This window comes from Saccharothrix ecbatanensis (assembly GCF_014205015.1).
Taxonomy (GTDB): domain Bacteria; phylum Actinomycetota; class Actinomycetes; order Mycobacteriales; family Pseudonocardiaceae; genus Actinosynnema; species Actinosynnema ecbatanense.
Genome location: NZ_JACHMO010000001.1, coordinates 9,502,951 through 9,524,323 on the forward strand (window position 1 = coordinate 9,502,951; position 21,373 = coordinate 9,524,323).

The window sequence follows — 21,373 nt, forward strand, 5'->3', positions numbered from 1 at the left end:
CCGCGATCATAATCTGCCGATGGAACGTGTTCGGGCCATCGGCCGGGGATGGGTGGTGCGGGACCGCGTGCCCGGACCGGATGTGGACGAGTTCGCCGAGCCGGAGCGCATCGTCGCCGCGCTCGCCCGCGCTCGCCCCGGCACGTTGCTCGCCGTGCAGCACCCGCACCGCACGCCCGCCGCGCTGGCCGCCGGGTCGAGCCTGCTCGACGCCCTGCCCCAGGCCCGCGCCGAGCTCGCCCACCTGCGCCGCAACGCATACCGCGAGGTCAGGGACGTGGTCGCGCCTTACCGGGTCGACGGCCCGGACGGCACCGCGTACGGGCTGTTGTGCATGGTCGACCCGGCGGCGGTCGGGCACACCGAGGACGTCTACCCGGACGTGGTCGCCGAACGCGCCCGCGTGCTCTCCGGCCTGGGCTGCCTGACGAGTGCGGCGATGCTCGTGCCGGTGGGCCGTGAAGTCCGGCTGACGGAGCTGGTCGCGGAGGTGGACGACGAGCCCGCCGTGTCCGTGGTCGATCCGGGCGGGCGGCGGCACTGGCTCTGGCTGGTCGGGCCGGGCGAACGCCAGGACGCGCTGCTGGCCGCCGCGGGCGAGTACCCGCTGATGGTGGCCGACGGCAACCACCGGGTGGCCGCGACGGCCGGGCTGTCCGGCCTGTTGGCGCTGGTCACCGCCGGTCCCGACCTCCGGATCGGGCCGATCCACCGGGCCCTGGTCGGCACCGGGCTGACGTTGGCCGACCTCACCGCCGCGTGGCGCTCGGCCGGGCTGAAGGTGACGCAGGTCGACGCCTCGACCCGTCCGTCGCCGGGAGTGGTGGTCGCGGTGGCCGGTTCGAGCGCCGTCCGGGTCGAGCTGCCGCCGGGCGCCGACCACGCGTTCGTGGAGACCGTGCTGCTGGACAAGGCGCTCGGGCTCGACCCGGAGAGCCCGCACGTGCGTCCGGTGACCGGCGGCGCGCCCGTGGACGCGGACGCCCTGCTGCTGATCGCGCCCGTGCCGCTGGACGACGTGCTGGCGGTGCACGCCGCGGGCGGTCGGATGCCGCGCAAGAGCACCTACTTCACGCCCAAGCCGCGCAGCGGGCTGTTGCTCGCCGATCTCGATAGTGACGACTGACCTAGGGTCGGGCGCATGGTGACGGGGGTGGTCGAGGCGCCGGAAATGTCGGACCCCGCCGGCAGAATAAAAGCAGGGGTCCCCTGGGCGAGTACCCCTGCGAAGCAGTGCGTCTGCGCGCCACTGCGTCTGCGCGCCGGCCACGCGGTCCCGGCGATGCGGACGCGGACCGGACAGCAGTGACCGACAACCCGAGGGTGACAGAAGGATGGCCGGCTATGTATTCTGTCGGTGACCGGTTCGAGTCCGCCGACGTTTTCCAGTTGCTGTTGGCGTTCAAGCGGATGCGGTCGCGGATGCAGCAGGGGATGGCCGAGCTGGGTCTGGCGCCGGGGCAGGAGATGCTGCTCGGGGAGCTGTGGCGGCACGACGGTCTGAGTCAGCGTGAGCTGGTGGACCGGCTTGGCGTCGAGCAGTCGACGGTGGCCAAGACCGTGCGCAGGCTGGAGGCGGGCGGGTTCGTCCGCCGCGAGCCGGACGCGCGTGACGGGCGGGTGTCCCGGGTGCTGCTGGCCGACCGGGGCCGCGACGTCCGCGACGCAGTCGAACGACTGTGGCGGAAGGTGGACGAGGAGTTCGGCGCGGGCCTGGACCGGGGTGAACGCGAGCGCTTGGTCGCGTTGCTCGCCAAGAGTTTCGGACGCTGACCCGCTGACCCGCTGACCGCGGATCGCGGTCGGCGAACGCACGACCATTTACATGTCCGGCTATGCAATGGGGGAACGGGATGAGGAAAGCGATCGTCACCGGCGGCGCGGGAGGCATCGGCACCGCGATCAGCACGGCGCTGGCCGCGGAGCACGAGGTGATCGTGACCTACCAGGGACAGCGCGACCGGGCCGAGGCGCTGGGGCTGCGGGCCGAGCGGTTCGACCTGGCCGATCCGGACGGCGCGGCCGAGTTGCTGGCCGCCACCGGACCGGTCGACGTGCTCGTGCACAACGCGGTCGTGTGGCCGCGCGGTGACTGGCGTGAGGCTCTGCGCGCGAACGTCGAGGGTTCATTGGCACTGGTCAAGGCCTATCTACCGGGCATGGTCGCAGCCGGCTGGGGTCGCGTTGTGCTCCTGTCCAGCGGCGTGGCGCGGTCCGGGATGCGCGGCGCCGACGGTTACGGCGCCGCCAAGGCCGCCATGCACGGCGCGGCACGCAGCCTCGCCTGGGACGTCGGCCCCGCAGGCGTCACGGTCAACGTGGTGCTGCCCGGTCTGACCGCCACACCGGCGCTCGACCGCCTCCCCGCTGACGCCGTCGCCGACGTGATCGCGCACACGCCGCTGCGTCGGCTGCCCACGCCGGAGGAGGTGGCGGCGGCCGTCGTCTTCTTCGCCTCACCGGCGGCATCCGGCGTCACCGGACAGGAACTGCTGGTCGACGGCGGCCGCGACTGACCACCTGATGCGGGTGTGACGGGCCGCACCAGGCACAATTGGAGGTTGACGACCGTCGTCGCATTGAGGAGGACAACCCCGTGGGACACGGTGAGCTGCGTGGCGTGGTGGCCCTGGACGGGCCGTCCGGCACCGGCAAGTCCTCAGCGGCGCGACGGCTGGCGGCCGGTCTGGGCGCGCGTTACCTGGACACGGGCGCGATGTACCGGGCGGTGACGCTGGCCGTGCTGCGCGCCGGCGTCGACCTCGCGGACCCTGCCGGCGTGGCCAAGGTGGCGCGGGACGCGGTGCTCGTCCAGGGCACCGACCCGAACCGCTCGACCACGTTCCTGGACGGCGAGGACGTCGGCACGGAGATCCGCGGCCCCGAGGTGACGCTCGCCGTGTCACCGGTCTCGGCCGTGCCCGAGGTGCGCGCGCAGCTCGTCGCCGAGCAGCGCCGGATCATCGCCGAGGCCCTGGCGGAGGCGGGCGGCATCGTGGTGGAGGGCCGTGACATCGGCACCGCCGTCGTGCCCGACGCGCCGCTCAAGGTCTACCTGACGGCCGACGCCGAGGCCCGCGCCCAGCGCCGTGCCAAGCAGGACAGCGCGTCCGGCCGGCAGTCCACGCTGGACGCGACGCTCGCGGACGTGCAGCGGCGTGACACCTACGACTCGACGCGCGCGGTGTCGCCGCTGCGCGCGGCGGGCGACGCGGTGGTGCTGGACACGACGTCGCTCGACCTCGCCGGCACGCTGGCGGCGTTGATGGACCTGGTGGGCGACCACGGGCTGCTGGCCCAGCCGAGCGGACGGGTGCACGGGTGACCGACCAGCTCCCCGAGGGCTCGTCCGCCCTGCTGCACGACATCGGACGGTGGATCGCGCGCGGACCCGCCCGCACGCCGTTCCGGGTACGGTCGCATTGCGTGTCGCGGATGCCGGCGGATGGCCCCGTGGTCGTCGTGGCGAACCACAGCTCGATGGCGGACGGGCCGATATTGTTCGGCGTCCTGCCCCGGCGTGTGGTGTTCTTGATCAAGCAGGAGATGTTCAAGGGCGTGGTGGGCACGTTGCTGCGCAAGATCGGCCAGCTGGCCGTGCGGCGCGGCGAGCCCGACCGGGCGCCGTTGCTCGCGGCGCAGAAGGTGCTGCGGGCCGGTGGCGTGGTGGGTGTGTTCCCCGAGGGCACTCGCGGCACGGGCGACGTGGCCGAGGCCCAGCGCGGCGCGGCTTGGCTCGCCCGCTCGACCGGCGCGGTCGTCGTGCCCGTCGCGTGCCGGGGAACCCTGCGCCCGGCCGGCTCCGGACGACGGTTCCGGCCCGTGGTGGACGTGCTCGTGGGCGAGCCTTTCGAGCTGCCGACCGACAAAGGTCGTCAGGCGCTCGAGAAGGCCACCGAGCAGGTCCGCGACCGCTTGGCCACTCTTGTGGCCGAGCTAGACAGTCAGCGAGGAGAAGTCAGATGACGGACTTGGACGGCACCTGGGCGGACGAGTCCGACTGGACCGCGTTCGACGAGACGGTGGAGGGCGAGGAGGGCGGCGCGCCCCCGATGCCCGTGCTGGCCGTGGTCGGCCGGCCGAACGTGGGCAAGTCGACCCTGGTCAACCGCATCATCGGCCGCCGTGAAGCGGTCGTGCAGGACGTGCCGGGCGTGACCCGCGACCGGGTGGCGTACGACGCGCTGTGGAACGGCCGCAAGTTCACGGTGGTCGACACCGGCGGCTGGGAGCCCGACGCCGTCGGCATGATGGCCGCGGTCGCCGCGCAGGCGGAACTGGCCATGGCCACCGCCGACGCGATCCTGTTCGTGGTGGACGCGACCGTCGGCGCGACGACCAACGACGAGGCCGCCGTGAAGCTGCTGCGCCGGTCCAAGCGGCCCGTGATGCTGGTGGCGAACAAGGTGGACGACGAGCGGCTGGTGGCCGAGGTCGCGTCGCTGTGGTCGCTCGGCCTCGGTGAGCCGATCCCGGTGTCCGGCCTGCACGGACGTGGTTCGGGCGACATGCTCGACGCGATCCTGAAGGCGCTGCCGGAGACGCCGCGCGAGACGTTCGAGGCGGTGCGCGGTGGTCCGCGGCGGGTGGCCCTGGTCGGCCGGCCGAACGTCGGCAAGTCGTCGTTGCTCAACCGGCTGACCGGCGAGAACCGGTCGGTCGTGCACGAGGTCGCGGGCACCACCGTCGACCCGGTCGACTCGCTGGTCGAGCTGGACGACGAGATGTGGCGGTTCGTCGACACGGCCGGTCTCCGCAAAAGGGTGAACTTCGCGTCCGGCGCGGAGTACTACGCGTCGCTGCGCACCAAGGCCGCGATCGAGTCCGCAGAGGTGGCCGTCGTGCTGCTGGACGCGGCCGAACCGATCAGCGAGCAGGACCTGCGGGTGCTGTCGATGGTCGTGGACTCCGGTCGGGCGTGCGTGCTGGCGTTCAACAAGTGGGACCTCGTGGACGAGGACCGGCGGCACGCGATGGTGCGTGAGCTGGAACGGGGCCTGGTCCGGGTGCCGTGGGCCGAGAAGGTCAACATCTCGGCGTTGACGGGACGCTCGGTGCGCAAGCTCGCGCCCGCGTTGCGGACGGCGCTGAAGTCCTGGGACACCCGGATCTCCACCGGGCAGCTGAACTCGTGGCTGACCGACCTGATCTCCGCGACCCCGCCGCCGGTGCGCAGCGGCAAGCAGCCCAAGGTGCTGTTCGCCACCCAGGCGAGCACCCGCCCGCCGACGTTCGTGCTGTTCACGACCGGTTTCCTGGAGGCCGGGTACCGGCGGTTCATCGAGCGGAGGCTGCGCGAGGACTTCGGTTTCGCGGGCAGCCCGGTGCGGGTCTCGGTGCGGGTGCGGGAGAAGCGCCAGAAGAAGTGATCGGTTGCTCCGGCAGGCGGAATGCGGTTGCCTGGCGTCGTGCCGGTGCGATTGGTCCTCGCTGACGACGAAGCGCTGCTCCGCCGAGGGTTGAAGGTGTTGCTGGAGGCGGACGGCCGGGTGGAGGTCGTCGCCGAGGCGGAGGACGGCGTCGGTCTGCTGGACGTCACGCGCCGGTTCCGGCCGGACGTGGCGCTGGTGGACGTGCAGATGCCGGGCATGGACGGCCTCACCGCGTTGAAGGAGCTGCTGACCTGGCCCGACCCGCCGGCGTTGGCGGTGCTGACGACGTTCGACCTGGACGACTACGTGGCGACCGCGTTGGAGCTGGGCGCCCAAGGGTTCCTGCTGAAGGACGCGGAGCCGGAAGCCCTGGTCAGGGCGGTGCTCGACCTGGCGGCCGGTGGGGCGGTGCTGGATCCCCGGATCACCGCGCGGCTGCTGCCGAAGCTGCGTGCGACCAGACTGCGGGAGAACCGTCAGCTCGACGGGTTGAGCGCCCGTGAGCGGCAGGTGCTCGAACTGCTGGCGAGCGGGCGGCCGAACAGCGCCATCGCCGCGTCGCTGGGGCTGAGCGAGGCGACGGTGAAGAGCTACGTGTCCACCGTGCTGACGAAACTCGGCGTCGAGAACCGCGTGCAAGCCGCCCTCGTGGCGCATCGGGTGGGCACGTGGTGATCTTCCTGGAGCTCCTGGTCGTGCTGGTGCCCGCGGCGATGGCGCTGATGGCCGACTACGTGCCGTACTCGTGGTCGATCCCCACGGCGCTGGCGGCGTGCCTCTTGTTGCCGGTGCGTCGTTGGCAGCCATCGGTAGCGGCTTTTGTGTGCCTCCCAGGCCTCATCGGCGGCTTGGGCTGGCCGGCCACCGTCGTAGCCATGTACCGGGTAGGTCGCAAGTCGTCGGTCCCGGTGATGATCACCTGGGTGACACTGGCGACGGTCCTTCCCTCCACCTTGGTGGTGGTGACCCAACGCCTGGGCCCCGGTTCCGCGCTGCTGACGTTCGCCTTCAGCCTCTTCATGTCAGGCGCCCCCACGGCCTTGGGCGCCCTGATCACTACGAGACGCGAACTGACCGCCAGCCTCGCCGAAGCCTCCCGCGCCCGTACCGCCGAGTTGGAGGCGCGTGAGGCTGGGGCGCGGGCGTCGGAACGTGCCCGGATCGCACGGGAGATCCACGACGCTGTGGGGCACCACACGACCCTGATCGCGGTGGAGTCGGCAGCGCTGGCGGCCACCACCGAGGATGCCGACACCAGGGAGACGGCCCTGCGTCTACGAGCGCTGGCCAAGGAATCCCTGGCCGAGATGCGAGCGGCACTGGGCCTCCTCAACACGGAACCGACACCCGGCTACGAAGGCCTTCAGGCCCTGATCGAGCGGGCGACATCGGCAGGCCTGGCCGTGCACTACGAAGACGACGTGTCCCCACCCCCACCACCCGCAACGGGCCGAGCGGTGTACCGGGTAGTGCAGGAGGCGCTGACCAACGTGACCAAGCACGCGCCCGGTGCCACGGTCCAAGTGCGACTGTCGAAACAGGACGGACATGTGCACGTGGCGGTGGTCAACGGCCCGCCGACGGCTCCTGTGCCGGCGAAGGACCAGGGCGGCCACGGCCTGCACGGCCTGCGAGAACGTGTGACGTCCGTAGGCGGAACCCTGACCACCACGGCGCGGGCCGATGGGAGCTTCGCCGTGCACGCGAAGCTACCGGTGGGTCCGTCGAAAGTTGACAGGGATGACTCGACTTTCGGCGGTAGTGCACGAAACGCGGCGAACGCATAGTGGGAACGGCGTCGACCCGGGGGAGCGGTGAGACCGAGGGGAGCGCAGAGGCCCGCACACGCGGGCCTCTGCCATTTCCGCAGGCAGATCCCCCAATCGGCGAGGTCGGGGGGTCGCGTCGGGGGCCCGTTGTAGCGTGCGCTAAGCTTGCCGCGCACCCCACAACGGGGTGCGGCCGGGACGTGGCGCAGCTTGGTAGCGCACTTGACTGGGGGTCAAGGGGTCGCAGGTTCAAATCCTGTCGTCCCGACGGTCTGAAGAAGCCCGCTCGATCTGGATATAACACCAGGTCAGCGGGCTTTTTCGTGCGCTTTTTTCGATCTTGGGATGACCGTCCACAGTGGTCTGTACTGGCTGGTAACTCGGCGTTTGGGAGGATTTTGGGAGGATCGGGTCGCGCGGGGCGAAATGGGGTCGCGTTGGCTAAAGCGAATCGTGTCCTCCATTCGGGTGTTCTTCCTGGCCGCGCGGCGTGTGCGGCAGTGTTGTCCAAGTCGTCCTGGCAAGGGTGGATCTCGTGGTTCGTGCACGCTGGCACCTGTTGCGCTGTGCCTTGCTGTAGTGACAGCACAGGCGGCCTTCGTGCAGTGGTCGTCTGGGGTGGTGTTCCGGGGGGCATGTCCGGTCACGGGATCAGGTTGTATGGGCTGGGCGGGCGGCTGCGCCGTCGAGTCGGAGATCCGCAGGGGCCGTAGCGCTCCGAGGCCATCGTCGTGTCGGCCGGTGGATGCGAAGGATGTGGCAGTAGCTGCCCAGATTCGAATCCCCGGCAGGGCTACACGCAGACGGTCTCAGGTCCGACCAGCGGTTTTCCGCCGGCATGCTGGTGATCGAGGGCCGTTTCGAGGTTGACAACCCGGCGGAGGTACCTGATGACCGTCGCTGATCTTGATCGGTCTACGCCGCCGGTGGTCGGCACTGCTCCTGTCGTGCGGGCGGTCACAGTGGTCATCGGCGCGGTTGTGGCGCTGACGTTCTTGTTCGGCGGGGCCGACTGAGGTCCACGACAACGTCAATCACGCTGGGCGTGTCCAGCCGCTTGAGGTCTGGACCGGGCACGACCGTAACGGTCGGTGAGTGTCCTCCGATCCTCCGGAGAAGGCGGACTCGTCGAGTCGCGCGGTTCGGGGGCGCGCCGCCTGGCAGAATCGCTCTGCCCAGATCACTCGTCGGGGCGCAACGAGCAAGGTCGCGAATCGGGCGTGGTGGAGGAAGGAGGTGGCCGAGTGGAGGACCGGCTCGCTTACTGGTGGTTCCGGCACAGCGCCGAGTTAGCCCTGCACGTTAAGAAGGCCACTGCGTTCCAGGACCACTTCAACGACGTGATGGAAGCCGTTTACGGCAGCGACTTCATTCGCGTCCGTCCTGCCGGCAAGGACGGCGATCGCAAGTGCGACGGGTATCAGCAGTCGACCGACACGGTCTTCCAGGTGTACGCGCCGTCGCGGGTCGACCTGGCGAAGTGGGTGAAGAAGATCGAGGAGGACTTCGCCGGTGCGAAGGCCCAGTGGTCCTCGATGCGATCGTGGATCTTCGTGCACAACCAGCACGACGGTCTGCCCCCGGACACGGTGCAAACGCTACAGAAGATCAAGACGGCGAACCCCGCCCTGGTCATCGACCAGTGGTCGCCCACCCACCTGCTGGAGTTGACCGTCGACCTGTCGGAGGAGCGGCTGATCCGCGTGTTCGGGAATCCGCCGCGTGAACGGTACATGCGTGTTCTCGACCGCGGTGACGTCGCTGATGCGGTCGCCGGTCTCGCGCTGCACAGTGGATCCTGGACATCGGATGCCGTCGACCTGCCAGTCGTGGATCCGGGCAAGCTCGACTACAACGAGCTTACCGAGTACCCGCGGCGAATGATCATGGCTGGGATCGCTCAGGCCCGGATGGTGGAGGGCTACTTCGATCACAACCCTGACCCGACGCTGCGCGATCGCGTCGGGATGCTGATGCGGGCCGAGTGGCTCAGGTTGCAACACAGGGGGATGTCGGGCGACGAGGCGTTCGCGTTTCTCTATGACCGCGTCGCGGCCCATGCCCAGGGATCACGGGAAGCGACGGCCTCGCTGGCGCTGCTGGCGTTCCTGTTCGAGTCCTGCGACATCTTCGACAACCCGCCCGCAGACTGGTCGGGGACGGCTGCGTGATCACTCCGACCAAGGGCGTGCGGCCCGAGCGTTCCCTGCTCTACATCGGCGGTCAGGTCCTGAGCGACCTCGATGGCCCGACTACCGTCAGCGGAGCTTGGGAGGCATTGGCTCGGCGGCGTCGACTCCACGGACAGGAAGCCACCGTGACTTTCGACTGGTTCGTCCTGGCCCTTGATCTGCTTCGAGCTCTGGGAACCATCCGGTTGCAGGACGGCTTGATCGTGAAGGTGGGCAAGTCGTGATCCACGAAGTCACCAGCAGCCTGCCGAAGTTCAAGGGCCTGCGGTTCACGTCGGGACTGAACATCGTGCTCGCCGATCGCACTGACAAGTCCGAGGAGACCGACACTCGCAACGGCAGCGGCAAGAGCAGCCTGGTTGAGATTCTGCACTACCTGCTCGGAGGGAAGGCCGATCCCAAGAGCGTGTTCCGGATGCCGCCACTCGATGAGCACTGGTTCGAGATGACCTTCGACCTCGCGGGCCGTCGGGTCCGTGTTCGACGGGACGGTGCGACACCGGGCAAGGTCACCATCGCCACGCCCACCGACGACGGTGAGGGCGAGGACGAGGAAACCATCAGCAACGAGCAGTGGAAGCGCAGGCTCGCGGCTGGGGTCTTCGGCTTGTCGCAGGAAGGCGACTGGGCTCCGTCGTTCCGCTCCTGCATCAGCTACTTCCTACGGCGGCAGTCCGCCGGTGGCTTCCAGACCCCGACCAAGCACTTCAGTCAGCAGATGACCTGGGACGTCCAGGTCAACCTGTCGTTCCTGCTTGGGCTCGACGTCGAGTTGCCTCGGGCGTGGCAACGGCTGCGGGAACGCGAACGGCAGATGGACACTCTCCGCAAGGCCTCCCAGGACGGCGCGCTCGGCGAGATCGTCGGCAACTCCGGCGAGCTGGCCAGCGAGCTGGCCGGAGCCGAGGATGAACTGAACACACTGGCCAGATCCGTCGCCGACTTCACCGTTATCCCGGCATACACCACCGCCGAGGTCGAGGTCACCCGCCTCGGGCAGCAGATCCGCGCGCTCAACAACCAGATGATCTCGGATCGTGAATACCTGGCCCAGTTGGATAATTCGTTCGACGAGGTCCAGGGCGCGCGATCCACCGGGCTCGCCGAGCTGTACGCCGCGGCGGAGGTGCAACTGCCCGAGGTCGCGCTGGCCGCATACGACGAAGTCCAGGCCTTCCACGACTCCGTCATCGCCAACCGACGGCAATACCTCGCGGCCGAGATCCGACGGATCACCAACGACCTCGCCACCAACACCGCCGAACGAGACCGGCTCGCTGAGCGGCGCTCCGACGGACTCCGGCTGCTGGCTAGCGGTGGTGCCGCAGAGACGCTGTTCGAACTGCAACGAGACGTGGCCAGACGGCAGGTCCGGGTTGAGCAGTTGCGGCAACGCTACGAGAACGCCGTCGCTCTCGAATCCCAACAGGGCGAACTACGGCTGGAACGCCAGAAGCTCGCCGCCGCACTGACTCGGGACCTCGCCGAACGTCAACAGATGCTCGGTCCGGCATTCGTCACCTTCGAACGGCTGTCCCAGCGACTCTACGCCGACCAACAACACGGCCGACTGATCATCAACGCCACCGACAACGGTCCTGAGATCACCGCCACCATCCCCCGCGGTCGCAGCAAGGGCATCACCAACATGCAGGTCTACTGCTTCGACGTCGACCTTGTCACGCTGTGGTCGCGGCGCGGACGCGGCCCCGGTTTTCTCGTTCACGACAGTCACCTGTTCGACGGAGTCGACGAACGCCAGCGAGCCACCGCCCTGCAACTGGGTGCCGAACTCGCCGACGCCGAGGGGTTCCAGTACATCGTTACGCTCAACAGCGACGAGACCCCGGCAGAATTGCCCAATGGTCGCGAGGTCGAGGATTACGTGCTGCCCCAACGCCTCACCGACCACGGTGACGACGGCGGACTCTTCGGTCTCCGGTTCTGACCACGGAGGTGTCAGCCATCATGCCGGCGCGCCGCTCAGGCGCTCACCTGCGCACGACGGGGGTCGCCGAGTTCTGTGGCTTCGAAGAGTCCTGTACCCGCTTCCCATCGAGGTACATCGGGGAGCCCGTGTGGTTCCTCTTCGCGGCTACGCCCACACCTTCGACTCTGCGGTGAACGACTGCCATGGTCGGTGTCCAGTGTCGTTGCGGTGCAGCAACTGTTTGACGCCTTCGGCCCACGTCCCGAGATCCGCTAATTCAAGCAACAGCCGTTGCTGCATCTCGATCCAGTGCAGCTCGACAGTACGGCCGCCGCAGTGCGCTCGGAGAACCACGTCATCCGCCCTGACTGGCTGATCCTGAGGAAGTATCCACTCAGCTTCCAGGCCGACGTCGTCGAGCGCAGCCAGCAATGACTCGCTCGACATCGTGACGAAGAACATCGCGTAGTCGGTGATCAGTCTTGTGCACAGTTCAGGCGGTAGCGGATAGATCGCCCACGGCGGCATCGTCGGCGAGCGTGCTACCAGATCGTCGCTCCGTGCATACACCAGGTGGCCGACGTCCAGGATGCGAGCACGTTTGACGACCTGAAGATGCTCGACAGCCGTCCGGTCGAGAAGTTCTTGTTCGGGCCACAGCTCGTAGCCGCGAACTATGTCGGTGGCGACTACCGCCCGACCGCCGGGGACCTTCACGCCTTGAACCCCGCGCACGTGCGCGAGTTCGAATGCCTTGCCAAGCAGGTTGAGGTGGGTCTTGTACGAGATGTCGAGCGGTACCAGCCGTCCGGGACTGATGCCCGGCAAGGGGCCACCCGAGCGGATCGCCTCCTCGGCCATACGCTGCCGACGGAGCTGTCCGGACGCGGTGCGGTTGGGATCGGACTTGATCTCGTACAGGTACGCCTCGTACTCGTTCCCGGCTTCCTTGAACAACGTGGCGTCACCGATGCGCAGGCACGACGTCAAGTCGTGGAGCAGGACGAACCGACGCTCCTCGTGCCACCAGTCCGTCACGAAAGCGAGTTCCGCAGTGAGGCCCTTCTTGCCAACCATCGGACCGGGGTGCTGATTTCGCGAGAGCGCGATGATGACCCGCCGGTCGTAGTTGAACACCCGCCAGGCCAGTGCATCGGCGATCGAGCGCAGTTGGCGGTCCACGCGCTCACATACATCAGCTTCCAGCGTCCAAGTCTGGTGGCTGGCGGCTGGCTCGTTGGATCTCAGCTCGGGTGCGTCGGTCGGTACCTTCTTGCCTTGCTGAAGAAGCTTCGCGACCCGTCGACACCCCGCGCGGTGCCCTTGAACTGCCAGTACCTGTGTTAGCAGATTCTGCTGGAAGTGGAAATAGTCCTCAGCGCACCGACACTGCCGCAACGACGTGATCAGTTGCAGGACAGCACTCACTCCCTTCTGGTGCAAAGGGTGTAGGAAGATCCGTTCAGCTCGTTCGGGTTGCATATCACTGAGCAACAAGGGCACGGCTCAGCTTCGCACGTCAAGCTTGGGGAGGCGCCGATGGTCACTCCGACATGCGCTTCCTCCGCTCCGTGCTCGTGCAGCGGGACAGCATTTCAGATGCGTGCCGTCCCGGGCGGGCCTGTGATGTGGACGTCGCGCTGATGAGCCATCCTGTCCGGCCTCGGGTGAGTGCGACGTGCGCCTCGTCACGACGTTTACCATCGGTTCGTGGCCCGTAGCGATGATGTCCCAACCTCGACGGTTGTCCACCTGCCACTGTGGGCCTGGGGCGGTGACCCTCTCGGGCTCATGCGTGCCGCAGGGTTGCAGGGTCGCCTGCTCGACCGCAAGTCCGGCCGTTGGCAGATCAAGACTGACGAGGCGTACCGCAACGGTCCTCCGAGCCTGGTCACCGTGCACCACCTGGCGGGTCCTCGGCAGGCTCGTCCTCAGTTCGGCCGGTTGGCGGGTTTGGCGGGTCCAGCGCTGGAGGTATCGCGGACGCCGGACGTGCAGCGGGCGTTGGAACGACGCGCCAAGCGGGCGGAGCGAACGCGGGATCCGGTCGACCTGTTCAGCCTGTTCCAGTTGCAGGCCACGGTCGCGAGCCGGTCGGAGTTGCCCTCTACAGCCGAGGAGATCCATGCCGGACTGGTCGACATGCGCTTGGAGGGTGACGGATCGGTCCGCGTGTTCGCGAACGCCGGGGTGCACGTGATTCAGCGCGCCGAGGAGTTGTCGCTTCGAGCGAGGCTGGCGAGTGTGCTCTTGCGGGTGGAGTACGACGACCAACTCCGCAGTGATGACGCGAGGGCTGTTGGTCATGCACGTCAAGCACTTCGTGCGGGAGGATTGATCTTTTCCTCGTCGGAGAAGTTGTACGACGGTATCAAGTTCTTGGATCCCTACGTCGTCGTACTCCGCGGATCCCTGAGCCCTGCGGTCTGGAGCCTTATGGCCACCCGTGACCTCGGGCCGCTCATGTTCAGTCTGGGACGACCGCTCGCCGGGACCAAGGGCGACGCCGCCGAGATGCTTCACCTGATGTCTGTGCCGGGAGCTACGGAACCCGTGCGGACGCCTGAGGTGAGCGCGACTGCCTGCTCGGAGGCTGTCGAGTGGTGGACCGCCCAGCTCAACGAGTTCTTCGGCGTGTTGACCGACCCTGCCGTGTTCTCTGATCGCACCGGCGCCTACGTGCCGGTGAAGCACACGCAAGCGCTGCTCACGGCCGAACAGCTGTTCCGCCGAGTGGTGTCGATCCAAGCATCGCACCGCGACGCGAACGCACGCCGTGTGCTGCTGTACTCCGTGCTCGACACTCTCAGCCGCTTAGTCGGCCGCGACATCGATACCCACAGCACGTTGTCGTTCGCGGAGAAGACGCTGGGGCACTTGAGGACCGTCATCCCACCCGCCGCAGCTGAAATCCTTCTGCCTGCCGCCGAGCGGGCTGTGAAGGCGCTCAAAGACGTGCAGAACGGTTTCTACATGCTGCGCCATTTTGGAGCCGACGAGTTGGAGATCGCGGACACCGCAGGTGTGACCAGGTTGACAAAGGAGAAGGCTGCGGCTGAGTACATCAAGCTGCTGCGCAATGCGACCCATGGCCACGGCACCAACAGGTCCGGGCGTGTCGCGCTTACCAACGCCCTTCTCGCCCACCACGATGGCTCGATCCCGGATGACCTTCCGCTCTTGGGCTACCTGTACCTCCTGGACGTGTTGGTTCGTCCTGATGTGGTCCGACGGACTCTCTACGCCAGCGGACGTCGGTGAAGACGGAATGTCGAAGCGTTGGGCGAGGTCGCCGAACGAGGCAGCGTCACCGAGAATCTGTAGGCCTGCAGACCGGATAGGTTGTCGACGGCAGCGGCCGTACGAGCACCACCGGCGGGTACTGCTTGTGCACGTCGGAGGTGTTGGGAACACCCACTCGCGCTTCCAACGTCATGATCTGGCGGTTGACCGGGTTGCGCAAACACCGGGTGCAGTAGGCGATAGTCGGCCGGCCTCCTGTCGCCTCGAAGCGCGTGTAGGACAACAGGCAGCGCGGGGACCGGCGGGCGCAGTTGTCGGGCCAGTTCGAGTACCTGTCGAAGGAAGGGCTGGGTCAGTTGCGGAACATGGACCGCAGTGTTTCGGGGTCTTCGTCCGAGAGGTATCGGAAACTTTGCGGTGGTTGGAACTTGGCTCCGCGTCGGAGTGCGGAGAGCGTGTGGGGTTCGGCCAGTCGATGCGGTGAGGCCACGGTGATCGCGGTGGCTAGGTTGGCGCCTTCGAGGTAGGCGTCGTATTCGGATCGGGTGAGGCCGAGGCTGCGCTTGTGGCGTCGCCAGATCCTGTCGGGTGTGTCGGTGTCGCGTTCGACCAGGACGGCGGTGCCGAGCACGGCCATGACGGGGGTGCTGGCGTAGAGGACGAGGCCGGTGCCGTCCGGGGCGGAGAGGCGGGTTCGGCGCAGTTCGACGGTTTTGGTGCCGTCGAGGATGGCTTCGGCGAACCTGGGCCGCAGCGACAACAGGAGTGGGCGCAGGCTTGGCGCCCACACGCTGGGTTCGGCCGCAGTCGCTGTCACGAGCAGTGACCTTAGTGGTACCGGGGGTGGAATCGACGTAGGCTGCGGTTGTGTGTTGATCACGGTGGCTGATGTGTCGGTTGATCAGGTGTTTTCGGACCTGTTGCCCATCGCGTAGATCGCCGCGAAGGTGGCCTGTGGCATTCGGACCGGCGCTTGGATCCGCTTGGGGTTGTCCGGATGGGTGCGTAGCTTCATGTACTCGTCCCAGTACACCGGACGATGGAACATCTCCGTGTAGGACAGGCGAAGCGCCTGCGCCTGCTGCTGCCTATCGGCGACTTTTCGGACGTCGTCGAGTGTGAAGACGCCGTAGTGGGCGAGCTTCGCGTAGAGGTCTTCGGGGCTGCCCGTCTCGATCGCGTCGAGCAGGGAGGTGCCGATGAACCGCCCTTGCCCGTTCATCGGATGCTTGGTCAGGTACCAGAGGATCCGCCCTGGCGCTTTGAGGGTGCTGGGACGGCCGGTGCGGTAGTAGACGTGCTCCCGACCCAGTGCCAGGGTGGTGGACCTCGGGGTGAGCGTCTGGGGCTCGCCGAACAGTTCGGCGCTCCACCGGGGCTGGATGGCGACCGCATAGTGAGGCAGGGCGCTGTCGGTGATCTTCGCCGGCCACCAGGTTCGCTCGTACTGCGCCGCGGCGTCCGCGGGCAGGCTGGGGGAGAGGAGCGCGGCGGCGTCGAGGTTGGCCAGGCCCCGGGCGGAGGTGACGGTCGCGCTGACGTCGAGCCCCGAGCCCGCCGTGTCGATCACCCAGGCATACCACGCGTCATGGACGTGTTGGTACGACTCGTGGCTTGCCGCGCGAGCCGCCAGGGGCGAGAGGTAGGGATCGTCGATCCGCACCACTTTCGCACCCTCCGCGCGGGCGGTCAGCCGCAACGTCCAGAGCAGGTGACGCGCGATCGTGTCCGCGTCGCCGTGGTCGGCGATCCGCAGCAACGGCGTCCGAAGGACCTGCCCGTCCATGATAGAGGCGTAGCACCCGACCGGCGTCCCGCTCGTGTCGCGGATGATCGAGTGCGAGCGGGGGAGCTGGGCGAGGCGTTGCAGGCGTGTCTTGAGATCCTGTTTGGTCTCGCCGCCCGGCCGGTCGAGGAACGTGAGCAGGATCGACTCGGAGTCGGAGTCCGCCAGTTCGGTGCTGAACCGGCTGCCGGCGAGCACACGCGGTCGGTACGCGGCAGCGTCGGTGAGTTCGTCGAGGTGGATCACGAGGTGGTCCGGGTCGATCACTCGGAGCCCGGACAGTTCGGGGTCGGTGTTCATCTCCAGCAGAAGCGGAACGATGGTGGTGCGCAGGCGCTCGTCCCAGGTGAGGAACACCTTGACACCCGCAGCAGCGGTCTCGGCGATCTGCCACAGGTCCCCGAGGTCCTGTTGGGTGGGCGCGTGGTTCTTGAACTTCGCGTTCACCGCTTCGGACAACGTGTTGTACAGCTGCTCGGCCTTCGACGGGAAGCCGTGCGGTCGCCGGTAGCGCGCCGCCGCGTCGAGGAGCCTTCGGCGAAGCTCTGCGGGGTGGCGTTCGATGTCGCGTTCGAGGCCGTGCGGTACCACTTTCTCGATGCGGTCGGCGACATCCGGGGCGAGCAACACCTGCGAGCGTTCGGCCTGCGCATGACTTTTTCTGGTGTGCAGGTCCATCAGGATGTTGGTGTCGATCGCGACCGTCAGCACCGTGGGCTCGTCTACCGGCGTGAACAGGTTCGGATGGCCGTGGTCGCGCCACCAGACTGTCATCGGCGCGTTGTCGTCGCCGCGCCCTCGGGCGCGCCCCAGTTGGCTGAAGCCGAGCCCACGCCAGACACGCTGGATGTCGGCGTAGTCGTCGCGGCACTTGGCTCGCAGACCCTGTCTCCACGGGTACCGTTTGCTGACAGCGTCTACGAGGTGATGCGCCACTCCGGAACGCCGATGCTCGCGCGCAACGCACAGGTGGGTCAGCACGACCTCGTTGCGAGGCAACCGGAATAGCGCGTAGCCGACCAACTCGCCATTGCTTCGAGCGGACAGGACGTGTCCCCTGGCGGCTGCCTCGTGGTAGGCCGCCCGCGGAAGCAGCCCGAGCGTCTTGCGGGATTTGTTGCCCAATTCGACCAAGTGTTCGATTGTGACGGTATCGCTACCCGAAACGACGTCGATGACAACGTTCGCGGACGCAAGGACCATTGCTGGAGTTTGAACTCAGGGGCCCGTTCTGCACGAGGAAGTGCTCGATGTTCACCTGGGTGGACGCATCGCCCCGTCACTCGACTCTTCGGAACGGGGTGGATCTCCTGCGATCGGGTTGTCACCCGATCGGCCTGTCCAGTTCTGGTTACGAGCTGGTGCCCACGGAGAACGAGATCAACCGATGGCTCGACTTCGTCGAGACTCTTCTGCTTCCTGGCGCCCAAGTGGAAGCTCGCGGCGAGGAGTTCAGTCCCACCGCTGGTACGGGAACCAGGGCACCGCGGCCTGATTCGCACTGGGCGACAAACTGCGCCCGAAGGACACGACCTGCTGAAGCAGATCGGTGCGGCCTGCCCGGAGATGACCGCACTCGCCAGCCTGGTGCGCGGCATCGCCGTCCTGCTGACACCGGCTACGGACAACGACGTGAAACCTACCGAGTGGATCGCGCCGTCGACCGACCGCACCTGCGCACTCTCACCAACGGTCTCGCGATCGACTGGTCCGCTGTGCACGCCGCCTTCGCCCTGCCCTACCACAACGGCCGCACCGAGTGCGGCAACACCCGCACCAAGACGATCATGAGGCAGATGCACGGTTGCGCCGGATTCGAACTCTTCTGCCACCGCATCCTCCTGCCCTGACAGATGCTCAACGTCACCATCGACTACGGGCCAGCCACTCGTTTGACAGACCCGCGGACCATGACCTCTTCGACGGTGGCCAGTGCTGTCGTGAGATCTGCTTGCAGCGTGGCCGGAAGCGTGCTGCGGCCCAGGGCACAGGCGTCGACCAGCTCGGTCAGCTCGCGTGTTTGGTTGTCGGTGAGGAGTTCGCGGCAGCCGCTGTGGGCGAGTAGGTCGCGGGCGGCGTATCCGTCTCGTGCGGTGGTGGCGTGGTCGATCAGGTCGGCAGCGATCGCGTGCGCCGGTGGATCGTCGACGGTGCCGATGGCGTCTACGAAGGACAAGCCCAGCCGCGTGCGGAAGACCGTCAAGCCGGGTGTGGAGGTGTCGAGGCGGTGGTACCGGTCCAGTAGCGTGGCCAGGTCGGTCATACCCGAGCCGTTGTGGCACTGGATGGTCAGGCACGCGGTCACGGCGTTCTCCCACGGTTCTCCTGGTGCTGTGTCGGCCAGAAGGGTGAGGGCACTGGTGGTGTCGCCTGAAACGGCGTGTGCGATGACTGCGATCTGACGCCCGTCGAGCATTCGACGTCCGATGCCCTTGTACTCGCTGAGCCGGGCGCGGGCGTCTGCCCAGCGTCCATCGGCAGCCAGAGCACGGCCGCCGGCGGCCAGCAGAACGGCCCACAACCAGCTGCGGATCTGCTGGTGGGTCTCGGCGGAGTCGGTGAGGTCAGCCGGGATCTCGACGCCGTCGATGGCGGCATCGGTGCGGGAGGAGACCGCAGTGAACAGGGTGTCCATCAGCGTGAAGGCGCGCTCGCCCTGGCCTTCGCGGATGTACAGGCGCGCGAGGTTGGTCATCGGTTCGAGGGCGAGGCGGGCTCCCTGCGCGCCCAGGGGATGGGCGCGCAGGGAGATGTTCACCTGCTGATGACACCACTGCCGGGCCAGGTCGGGCAGGCCGCAGTCGGAGGCGATGAGCGCCGCCTGGTTGTGCACCGCGGACGCCTCCGTGCGGTCGCTGGTGCGTTCGGCCTCGCGGGCGCGGTCGCACAGTTCGGCCACGCGACGTGGCAAGGGGATGCAGGCCAGGCGTGTCCGGGCGACGAGGGGAAAGCGGCGAGCGAACTGGCCGGTGGGGTCCATTCGTCACTCCCAGGTGATGGTCATGGGGTTGTGGGGGCGTTCCAGGACCGCGCGGCGGGCGTCCGCGTCGGTCCGGGGCGGCGCGTCGGGGATGCCGAAGCGGACGGTGCGGGAGCGGAACCGCTGGTCCCAGGTGGTGATCTCGGTCGCGACGTGTTCGGCGAGTTCCTGTCCGCCGGTGCCGTGTCCGATGACGCCGACCTCGTAGCGCCGGCCGCCGTCGGAGCCGGGTTCGGCGGGGCGGATGGTGAGGTAGGCGAGGCTGCCGTCGGCGGTGGTGGTGGCCATCGCCACCGTGGGGAACATCGGCTTGACTAGGCCGCTGTCCTTGACGGTGGGGGCGACCTCCATGCGCATGAGGGGGTTGGGCAGGTGGCAGGCCAGGTACAGGTCCAGCCACTCGAACGATTCCATCGGGACGAAGTGCACGCCGGTCCACACCTCCTGGCCGGTGGTGTCGAAGACTCCGGCGAGGGTGTCCGGGTCGGTGGCGTGGTTGTTGTCCTTGTGGGTTTGTAGCGTCACCTCGCCGGTCCCGGTGAGGTCGAGGACGCGGCGGGCGTCGTCGCCGAGGCCGCGCAGGGGCATGAAGATCGCCATTTCGCTGCCCAGGCTGCTCCAGCCGTCCTGGTCGCGTTCGAAGACGATGCTGCGCGAGGCGGCACCGGCCAGGCGCACGGGGGCGACCAGGCGCCCGCCGGGCGCGAGTTGCCCCAGCCAGGCGGTGGGGATCTCGTGGGCGCCGACGGTGGCGATGACGCGGTCGAAGGGCGCGTTTTCGGGGTGGCCGAGCGCGCCGTCGGCGACGACCGCCTCGACGTTGTCGATACCGGCGGCGGCGAGGTGGTCGCGGGCGCCGGTGACGAGGTCGTCGTCGATGTCGATGGTGGTGACGTGCCCGGTCGGGCCGGTGAGGGTGGCCATCAGGGCGGCGTTGTAGCCGGTGGCCGCGCCGAGTTCGAGCAGCCGCTCGCCGGGCTGGATACCGAGCTGTTCGAGCATCATGGCGACGATCTTGGGTTGTGACGCGGCGCTGATGCGGGTGCCGTCTCCCTCGTGCTTGGTGTATACGGGTTCGTCGGCGTACGCCTCGGTCAGCGGGAGGCCCGGAAGGAACAGGTGGCGGGGCACCTGACGGAAGGCGGCCTCGACGGACGCGGTGCGGACGGTGCCGTCCTTGACGAGGCGGTCGGCGAGTTCGGCGCGAAGCTCGTCGGTGGAGTCGGTGGAGGCGTCACTCACAGTAGCCGTCATTGCGGGAACCCTAACGTTGTCGGAGGTGGTCCCGGCTGGTGCCTGCCGGGTAGGCGTGCTGTGGAAAACGGCGTCGACGCCGAGCGCGGCGAGGGTGGCCTGATCGGGTCCGGAGAGTCCAGCGCGGTTGGCGTGGAAGATGAAGTGGTGCGCCAGGACCGCGCGCAGGCCCCGTTCCAGGCGACCTTCGCGGGCGAGCGCGGCGAGACGATGCCCGGCTGTGTCGAACGCCGCCCACCACGTCTCGGGCACGAGCTCGGGCAGGCCTCGGGCGTTGGCGGTCATCAGTCGCCGCACGGCTCGGCTCAGTTCCTCGGTGCGCTGGGCGCTGGTGTGGTGGGCGTGGGTGGCCGGTCGTAGGGCGGTCACCTTGGCCCAGACGTCGCCCTGCTCGAACCAGTCCAACCCGGCGGCGCGGAGCATGGCACTGAAGAGCAGGACCGTGGTTTCCCGCTTCCCCAAGGCCGGGGCGGAGCCCGCGCCGTTGGCACGGATGAGGCAGTGTCGGCTGTCGTGGTGGAACAGCGTGTGGGCGACGTCCATCCCGGCAGGACCGCCGAAGGCGAGGATCTCGGGTTCGTAGATGCCGTGAGTCCAGCTCGCGACCTGCCCGCGGTCCACCAGGTCGGACAGCAGGGTGTCGACCACCGTGGTGTCGGGGTTTGCCGGTCGGTAACGCAGCCGCCAAGCGGGGGTCTTGCGGAGGTACCACCACGAGTGCAGCTCGCCGTCCTGCTGGGCTTGGTCCAGCGCGGGTGCGAGCACGTTCGCGGCGACGTGCTCGGCGGTGGGTGGGTTGGCGAACTCGACCAGGTAGTGATGCCAGTGGCTGTCTGGCGGCATCGGC

At 68.0% G+C, this 21,373-nt stretch carries 19 protein-coding genes and 1 tRNA gene; 15 read left to right on the forward strand and 5 right to left on the reverse strand.

What is annotated here, in order from left to right; genetic code table 11:
* Nucleotides 1-19 precede the first annotated feature (19 nt).
* From F4560_RS42545 to F4560_RS46415, 13 genes are all read left to right on the forward strand, one after another.
* A complete protein-coding gene (locus F4560_RS42545; protein ID WP_184928669.1) occupies nt 20-1,126 on the forward strand; it encodes a DUF1015 family protein in 1,107 nt (368 codons plus the stop codon).
* Nucleotides 1,127-1,344: 218 nt separating this feature from the next.
* The gene (locus tag F4560_RS42550; RefSeq protein WP_184928670.1) at nt 1,345-1,773 is read left to right on the forward strand and encodes a MarR family winged helix-turn-helix transcriptional regulator; all 429 of its coding nucleotides are present in this window, start codon (nt 1,345-1,347) and stop codon (nt 1,771-1,773) included.
* A gap of 80 nt (nt 1,774-1,853) precedes the next feature.
* On the forward strand, nt 1,854-2,516 hold the full coding sequence (locus tag F4560_RS42555) for an SDR family NAD(P)-dependent oxidoreductase (RefSeq protein WP_184928671.1): 663 nt from the start codon (nt 1,854-1,856) through the stop codon (nt 2,514-2,516).
* 80 nt (nt 2,517-2,596) lie between these two features.
* Nucleotides 2,597-3,325: a (d)CMP kinase gene (gene cmk, locus F4560_RS42560; protein ID WP_184928672.1), complete on the forward strand. Its 729-nt coding sequence runs from the start codon at nt 2,597-2,599 to the stop codon at nt 3,323-3,325.
* Nucleotides 3,322-3,966 (forward strand): lysophospholipid acyltransferase family protein, encoded by a 645-nt coding sequence (locus tag F4560_RS42565; RefSeq protein ID WP_184928673.1) that lies wholly within the window; start codon nt 3,322-3,324, stop codon nt 3,964-3,966. The genes cmk and F4560_RS42565 overlap by 4 nt, the downstream gene beginning before the upstream one ends.
* The gene (gene der, locus F4560_RS42570) at nt 3,963-5,369 is read left to right on the forward strand and encodes a ribosome biogenesis GTPase Der (protein WP_184928674.1); all 1,407 of its coding nucleotides are present in this window, start codon (nt 3,963-3,965) and stop codon (nt 5,367-5,369) included. The genes F4560_RS42565 and der overlap by 4 nt, the downstream gene beginning before the upstream one ends.
* A gap of 21 nt (nt 5,370-5,390) precedes the next feature.
* Complete coding sequence (locus F4560_RS42575; protein ID WP_184928675.1) at nt 5,391-6,047, forward strand: response regulator; 657 nt, start codon at nt 5,391-5,393, stop codon at nt 6,045-6,047.
* Nucleotides 6,041-7,159 (forward strand): sensor histidine kinase, encoded by a 1,119-nt coding sequence (locus tag F4560_RS42580; protein ID WP_312869814.1) that lies wholly within the window; start codon nt 6,041-6,043, stop codon nt 7,157-7,159. Before F4560_RS42575 ends, F4560_RS42580 begins: the two co-directional genes overlap by 7 nt.
* 176 nt (nt 7,160-7,335) lie before the next feature.
* Nucleotides 7,336-7,409, forward strand: a tRNA-Pro gene (locus F4560_RS42585).
* A 622-nt stretch (nt 7,410-8,031) separates the two neighbouring features.
* The gene (locus F4560_RS45885; protein ID WP_281392010.1) at nt 8,032-8,157 is read left to right on the forward strand and encodes a hypothetical protein; all 126 of its coding nucleotides are present in this window, start codon (nt 8,032-8,034) and stop codon (nt 8,155-8,157) included.
* 228 nt (nt 8,158-8,385) lie between these two features.
* Nucleotides 8,386-9,312 carry an ABC-three component system protein gene (locus F4560_RS42590; RefSeq protein WP_184928676.1) on the forward strand — a complete coding sequence of 309 codons (927 nt, stop codon included), beginning with the start codon at nt 8,386-8,388 and terminating at the stop codon, nt 9,310-9,312.
* Entirely contained in the window at nt 9,309-9,557 is a 249-nt protein-coding gene (locus F4560_RS42595) for an ABC-three component system middle component 6 (protein WP_184928677.1), read from the forward strand. Before F4560_RS42590 ends, F4560_RS42595 begins: the two co-directional genes overlap by 4 nt.
* Nucleotides 9,554-11,281 carry a DUF2326 domain-containing protein gene (locus F4560_RS46415; RefSeq protein ID WP_184928678.1) on the forward strand — a complete coding sequence of 576 codons (1,728 nt, stop codon included), beginning with the start codon at nt 9,554-9,556 and terminating at the stop codon, nt 11,279-11,281. Before F4560_RS42595 ends, F4560_RS46415 begins: the two co-directional genes overlap by 4 nt.
* Nucleotides 11,282-11,428: 147 nt before the next feature.
* Here the strand turns inward: F4560_RS46415 and F4560_RS42605 are convergent, their stop codons facing one another.
* Entirely contained in the window at nt 11,429-12,691 is a 1,263-nt protein-coding gene (locus tag F4560_RS42605) for a hypothetical protein (RefSeq protein ID WP_184928679.1), read from the reverse strand.
* Nucleotides 12,692-12,973: 282 nt separating this feature from the next.
* On the opposite strand from F4560_RS42605, the gene F4560_RS42610 reads away from it, so the two are divergent.
* A complete protein-coding gene (locus tag F4560_RS42610; protein ID WP_184928680.1) occupies nt 12,974-14,524 on the forward strand; it encodes a hypothetical protein in 1,551 nt (516 codons plus the stop codon).
* Nucleotides 14,525-14,858: 334 nt separating this feature from the next.
* Here F4560_RS42610 and F4560_RS42615 read toward each other — a convergent pair whose 3' ends face one another.
* Nucleotides 14,859-15,323 (reverse strand): ASCH domain-containing protein, encoded by a 465-nt coding sequence (locus F4560_RS42615; protein WP_221483851.1) that lies wholly within the window; start codon nt 15,321-15,323, stop codon nt 14,859-14,861.
* An 84-nt stretch (nt 15,324-15,407) separates the two neighbouring features.
* Entirely contained in the window at nt 15,408-17,495 is a 2,088-nt protein-coding gene (locus F4560_RS42620; protein ID WP_184928681.1) for a GNAT family N-acetyltransferase, read from the reverse strand.
* 443 nt (nt 17,496-17,938) lie between these two features.
* On the opposite strand from F4560_RS42620, the gene F4560_RS42625 reads away from it, so the two are divergent.
* Entirely contained in the window at nt 17,939-18,142 is a 204-nt protein-coding gene (locus F4560_RS42625) for a transposase (RefSeq protein WP_184928682.1), read from the forward strand.
* A 23-nt stretch (nt 18,143-18,165) separates the two neighbouring features.
* Here F4560_RS42625 and F4560_RS42630 read toward each other — a convergent pair whose 3' ends face one another.
* Both F4560_RS42630 and fxlM read right to left on the reverse strand, forming a co-directional pair.
* Entirely contained in the window at nt 18,166-19,272 is a 1,107-nt protein-coding gene (locus tag F4560_RS42630; RefSeq protein WP_184928683.1) for a hypothetical protein, read from the reverse strand.
* Nucleotides 19,273-19,275: 3 nt separating this feature from the next.
* The gene (gene fxlM / locus F4560_RS42635) at nt 19,276-21,369 is read right to left on the reverse strand and encodes a methyltransferase, FxLD system (protein ID WP_184928684.1); all 2,094 of its coding nucleotides are present in this window, start codon (nt 21,367-21,369) and stop codon (nt 19,276-19,278) included.
* Between the last annotated feature and the right edge of the window lie 4 nt (nt 21,370-21,373).

What these genes read in the sequence shown, in the direction of transcription:
- F4560_RS42545 (WP_184928669.1), top strand. Translation starts at nt 20, where the DNA reads ATGGAACGTGTTCGGGCCATCGGCCGGGGATGGGTGGTGCGGGACCGC.
- F4560_RS42550 (WP_184928670.1), top strand. Translation starts at nt 1,345, where the DNA reads ATGTATTCTGTCGGTGACCGGTTCGAGTCCGCCGACGTTTTCCAGTTG.
- F4560_RS42555 (WP_184928671.1), top strand. Translation starts at nt 1,854, where the DNA reads ATGAGGAAAGCGATCGTCACCGGCGGCGCGGGAGGCATCGGCACCGCG.
- der (WP_184928674.1), top strand. Translation starts at nt 3,963, where the DNA reads ATGACGGACTTGGACGGCACCTGGGCGGACGAGTCCGACTGGACCGCG.
- F4560_RS42575 (WP_184928675.1), top strand. Translation starts at nt 5,391, where the DNA reads ATGCGGTTGCCTGGCGTCGTGCCGGTGCGATTGGTCCTCGCTGACGAC.
- F4560_RS45885 (WP_281392010.1), top strand. Translation starts at nt 8,032, where the DNA reads ATGACCGTCGCTGATCTTGATCGGTCTACGCCGCCGGTGGTCGGCACT.
- F4560_RS42620 (WP_184928681.1), bottom strand. Translation starts at nt 17,495, where the DNA reads ATGGTCCTTGCGTCCGCGAACGTTGTCATCGACGTCGTTTCGGGTAGC.
- F4560_RS42630 (WP_184928683.1), bottom strand. Translation starts at nt 19,272, where the DNA reads ATGGACCCCACCGGCCAGTTCGCTCGCCGCTTTCCCCTCGTCGCCCGG.
- fxlM (WP_184928684.1), bottom strand. Translation starts at nt 21,369, where the DNA reads ATGCCGCCAGACAGCCACTGGCATCACTACCTGGTCGAGTTCGCCAAC.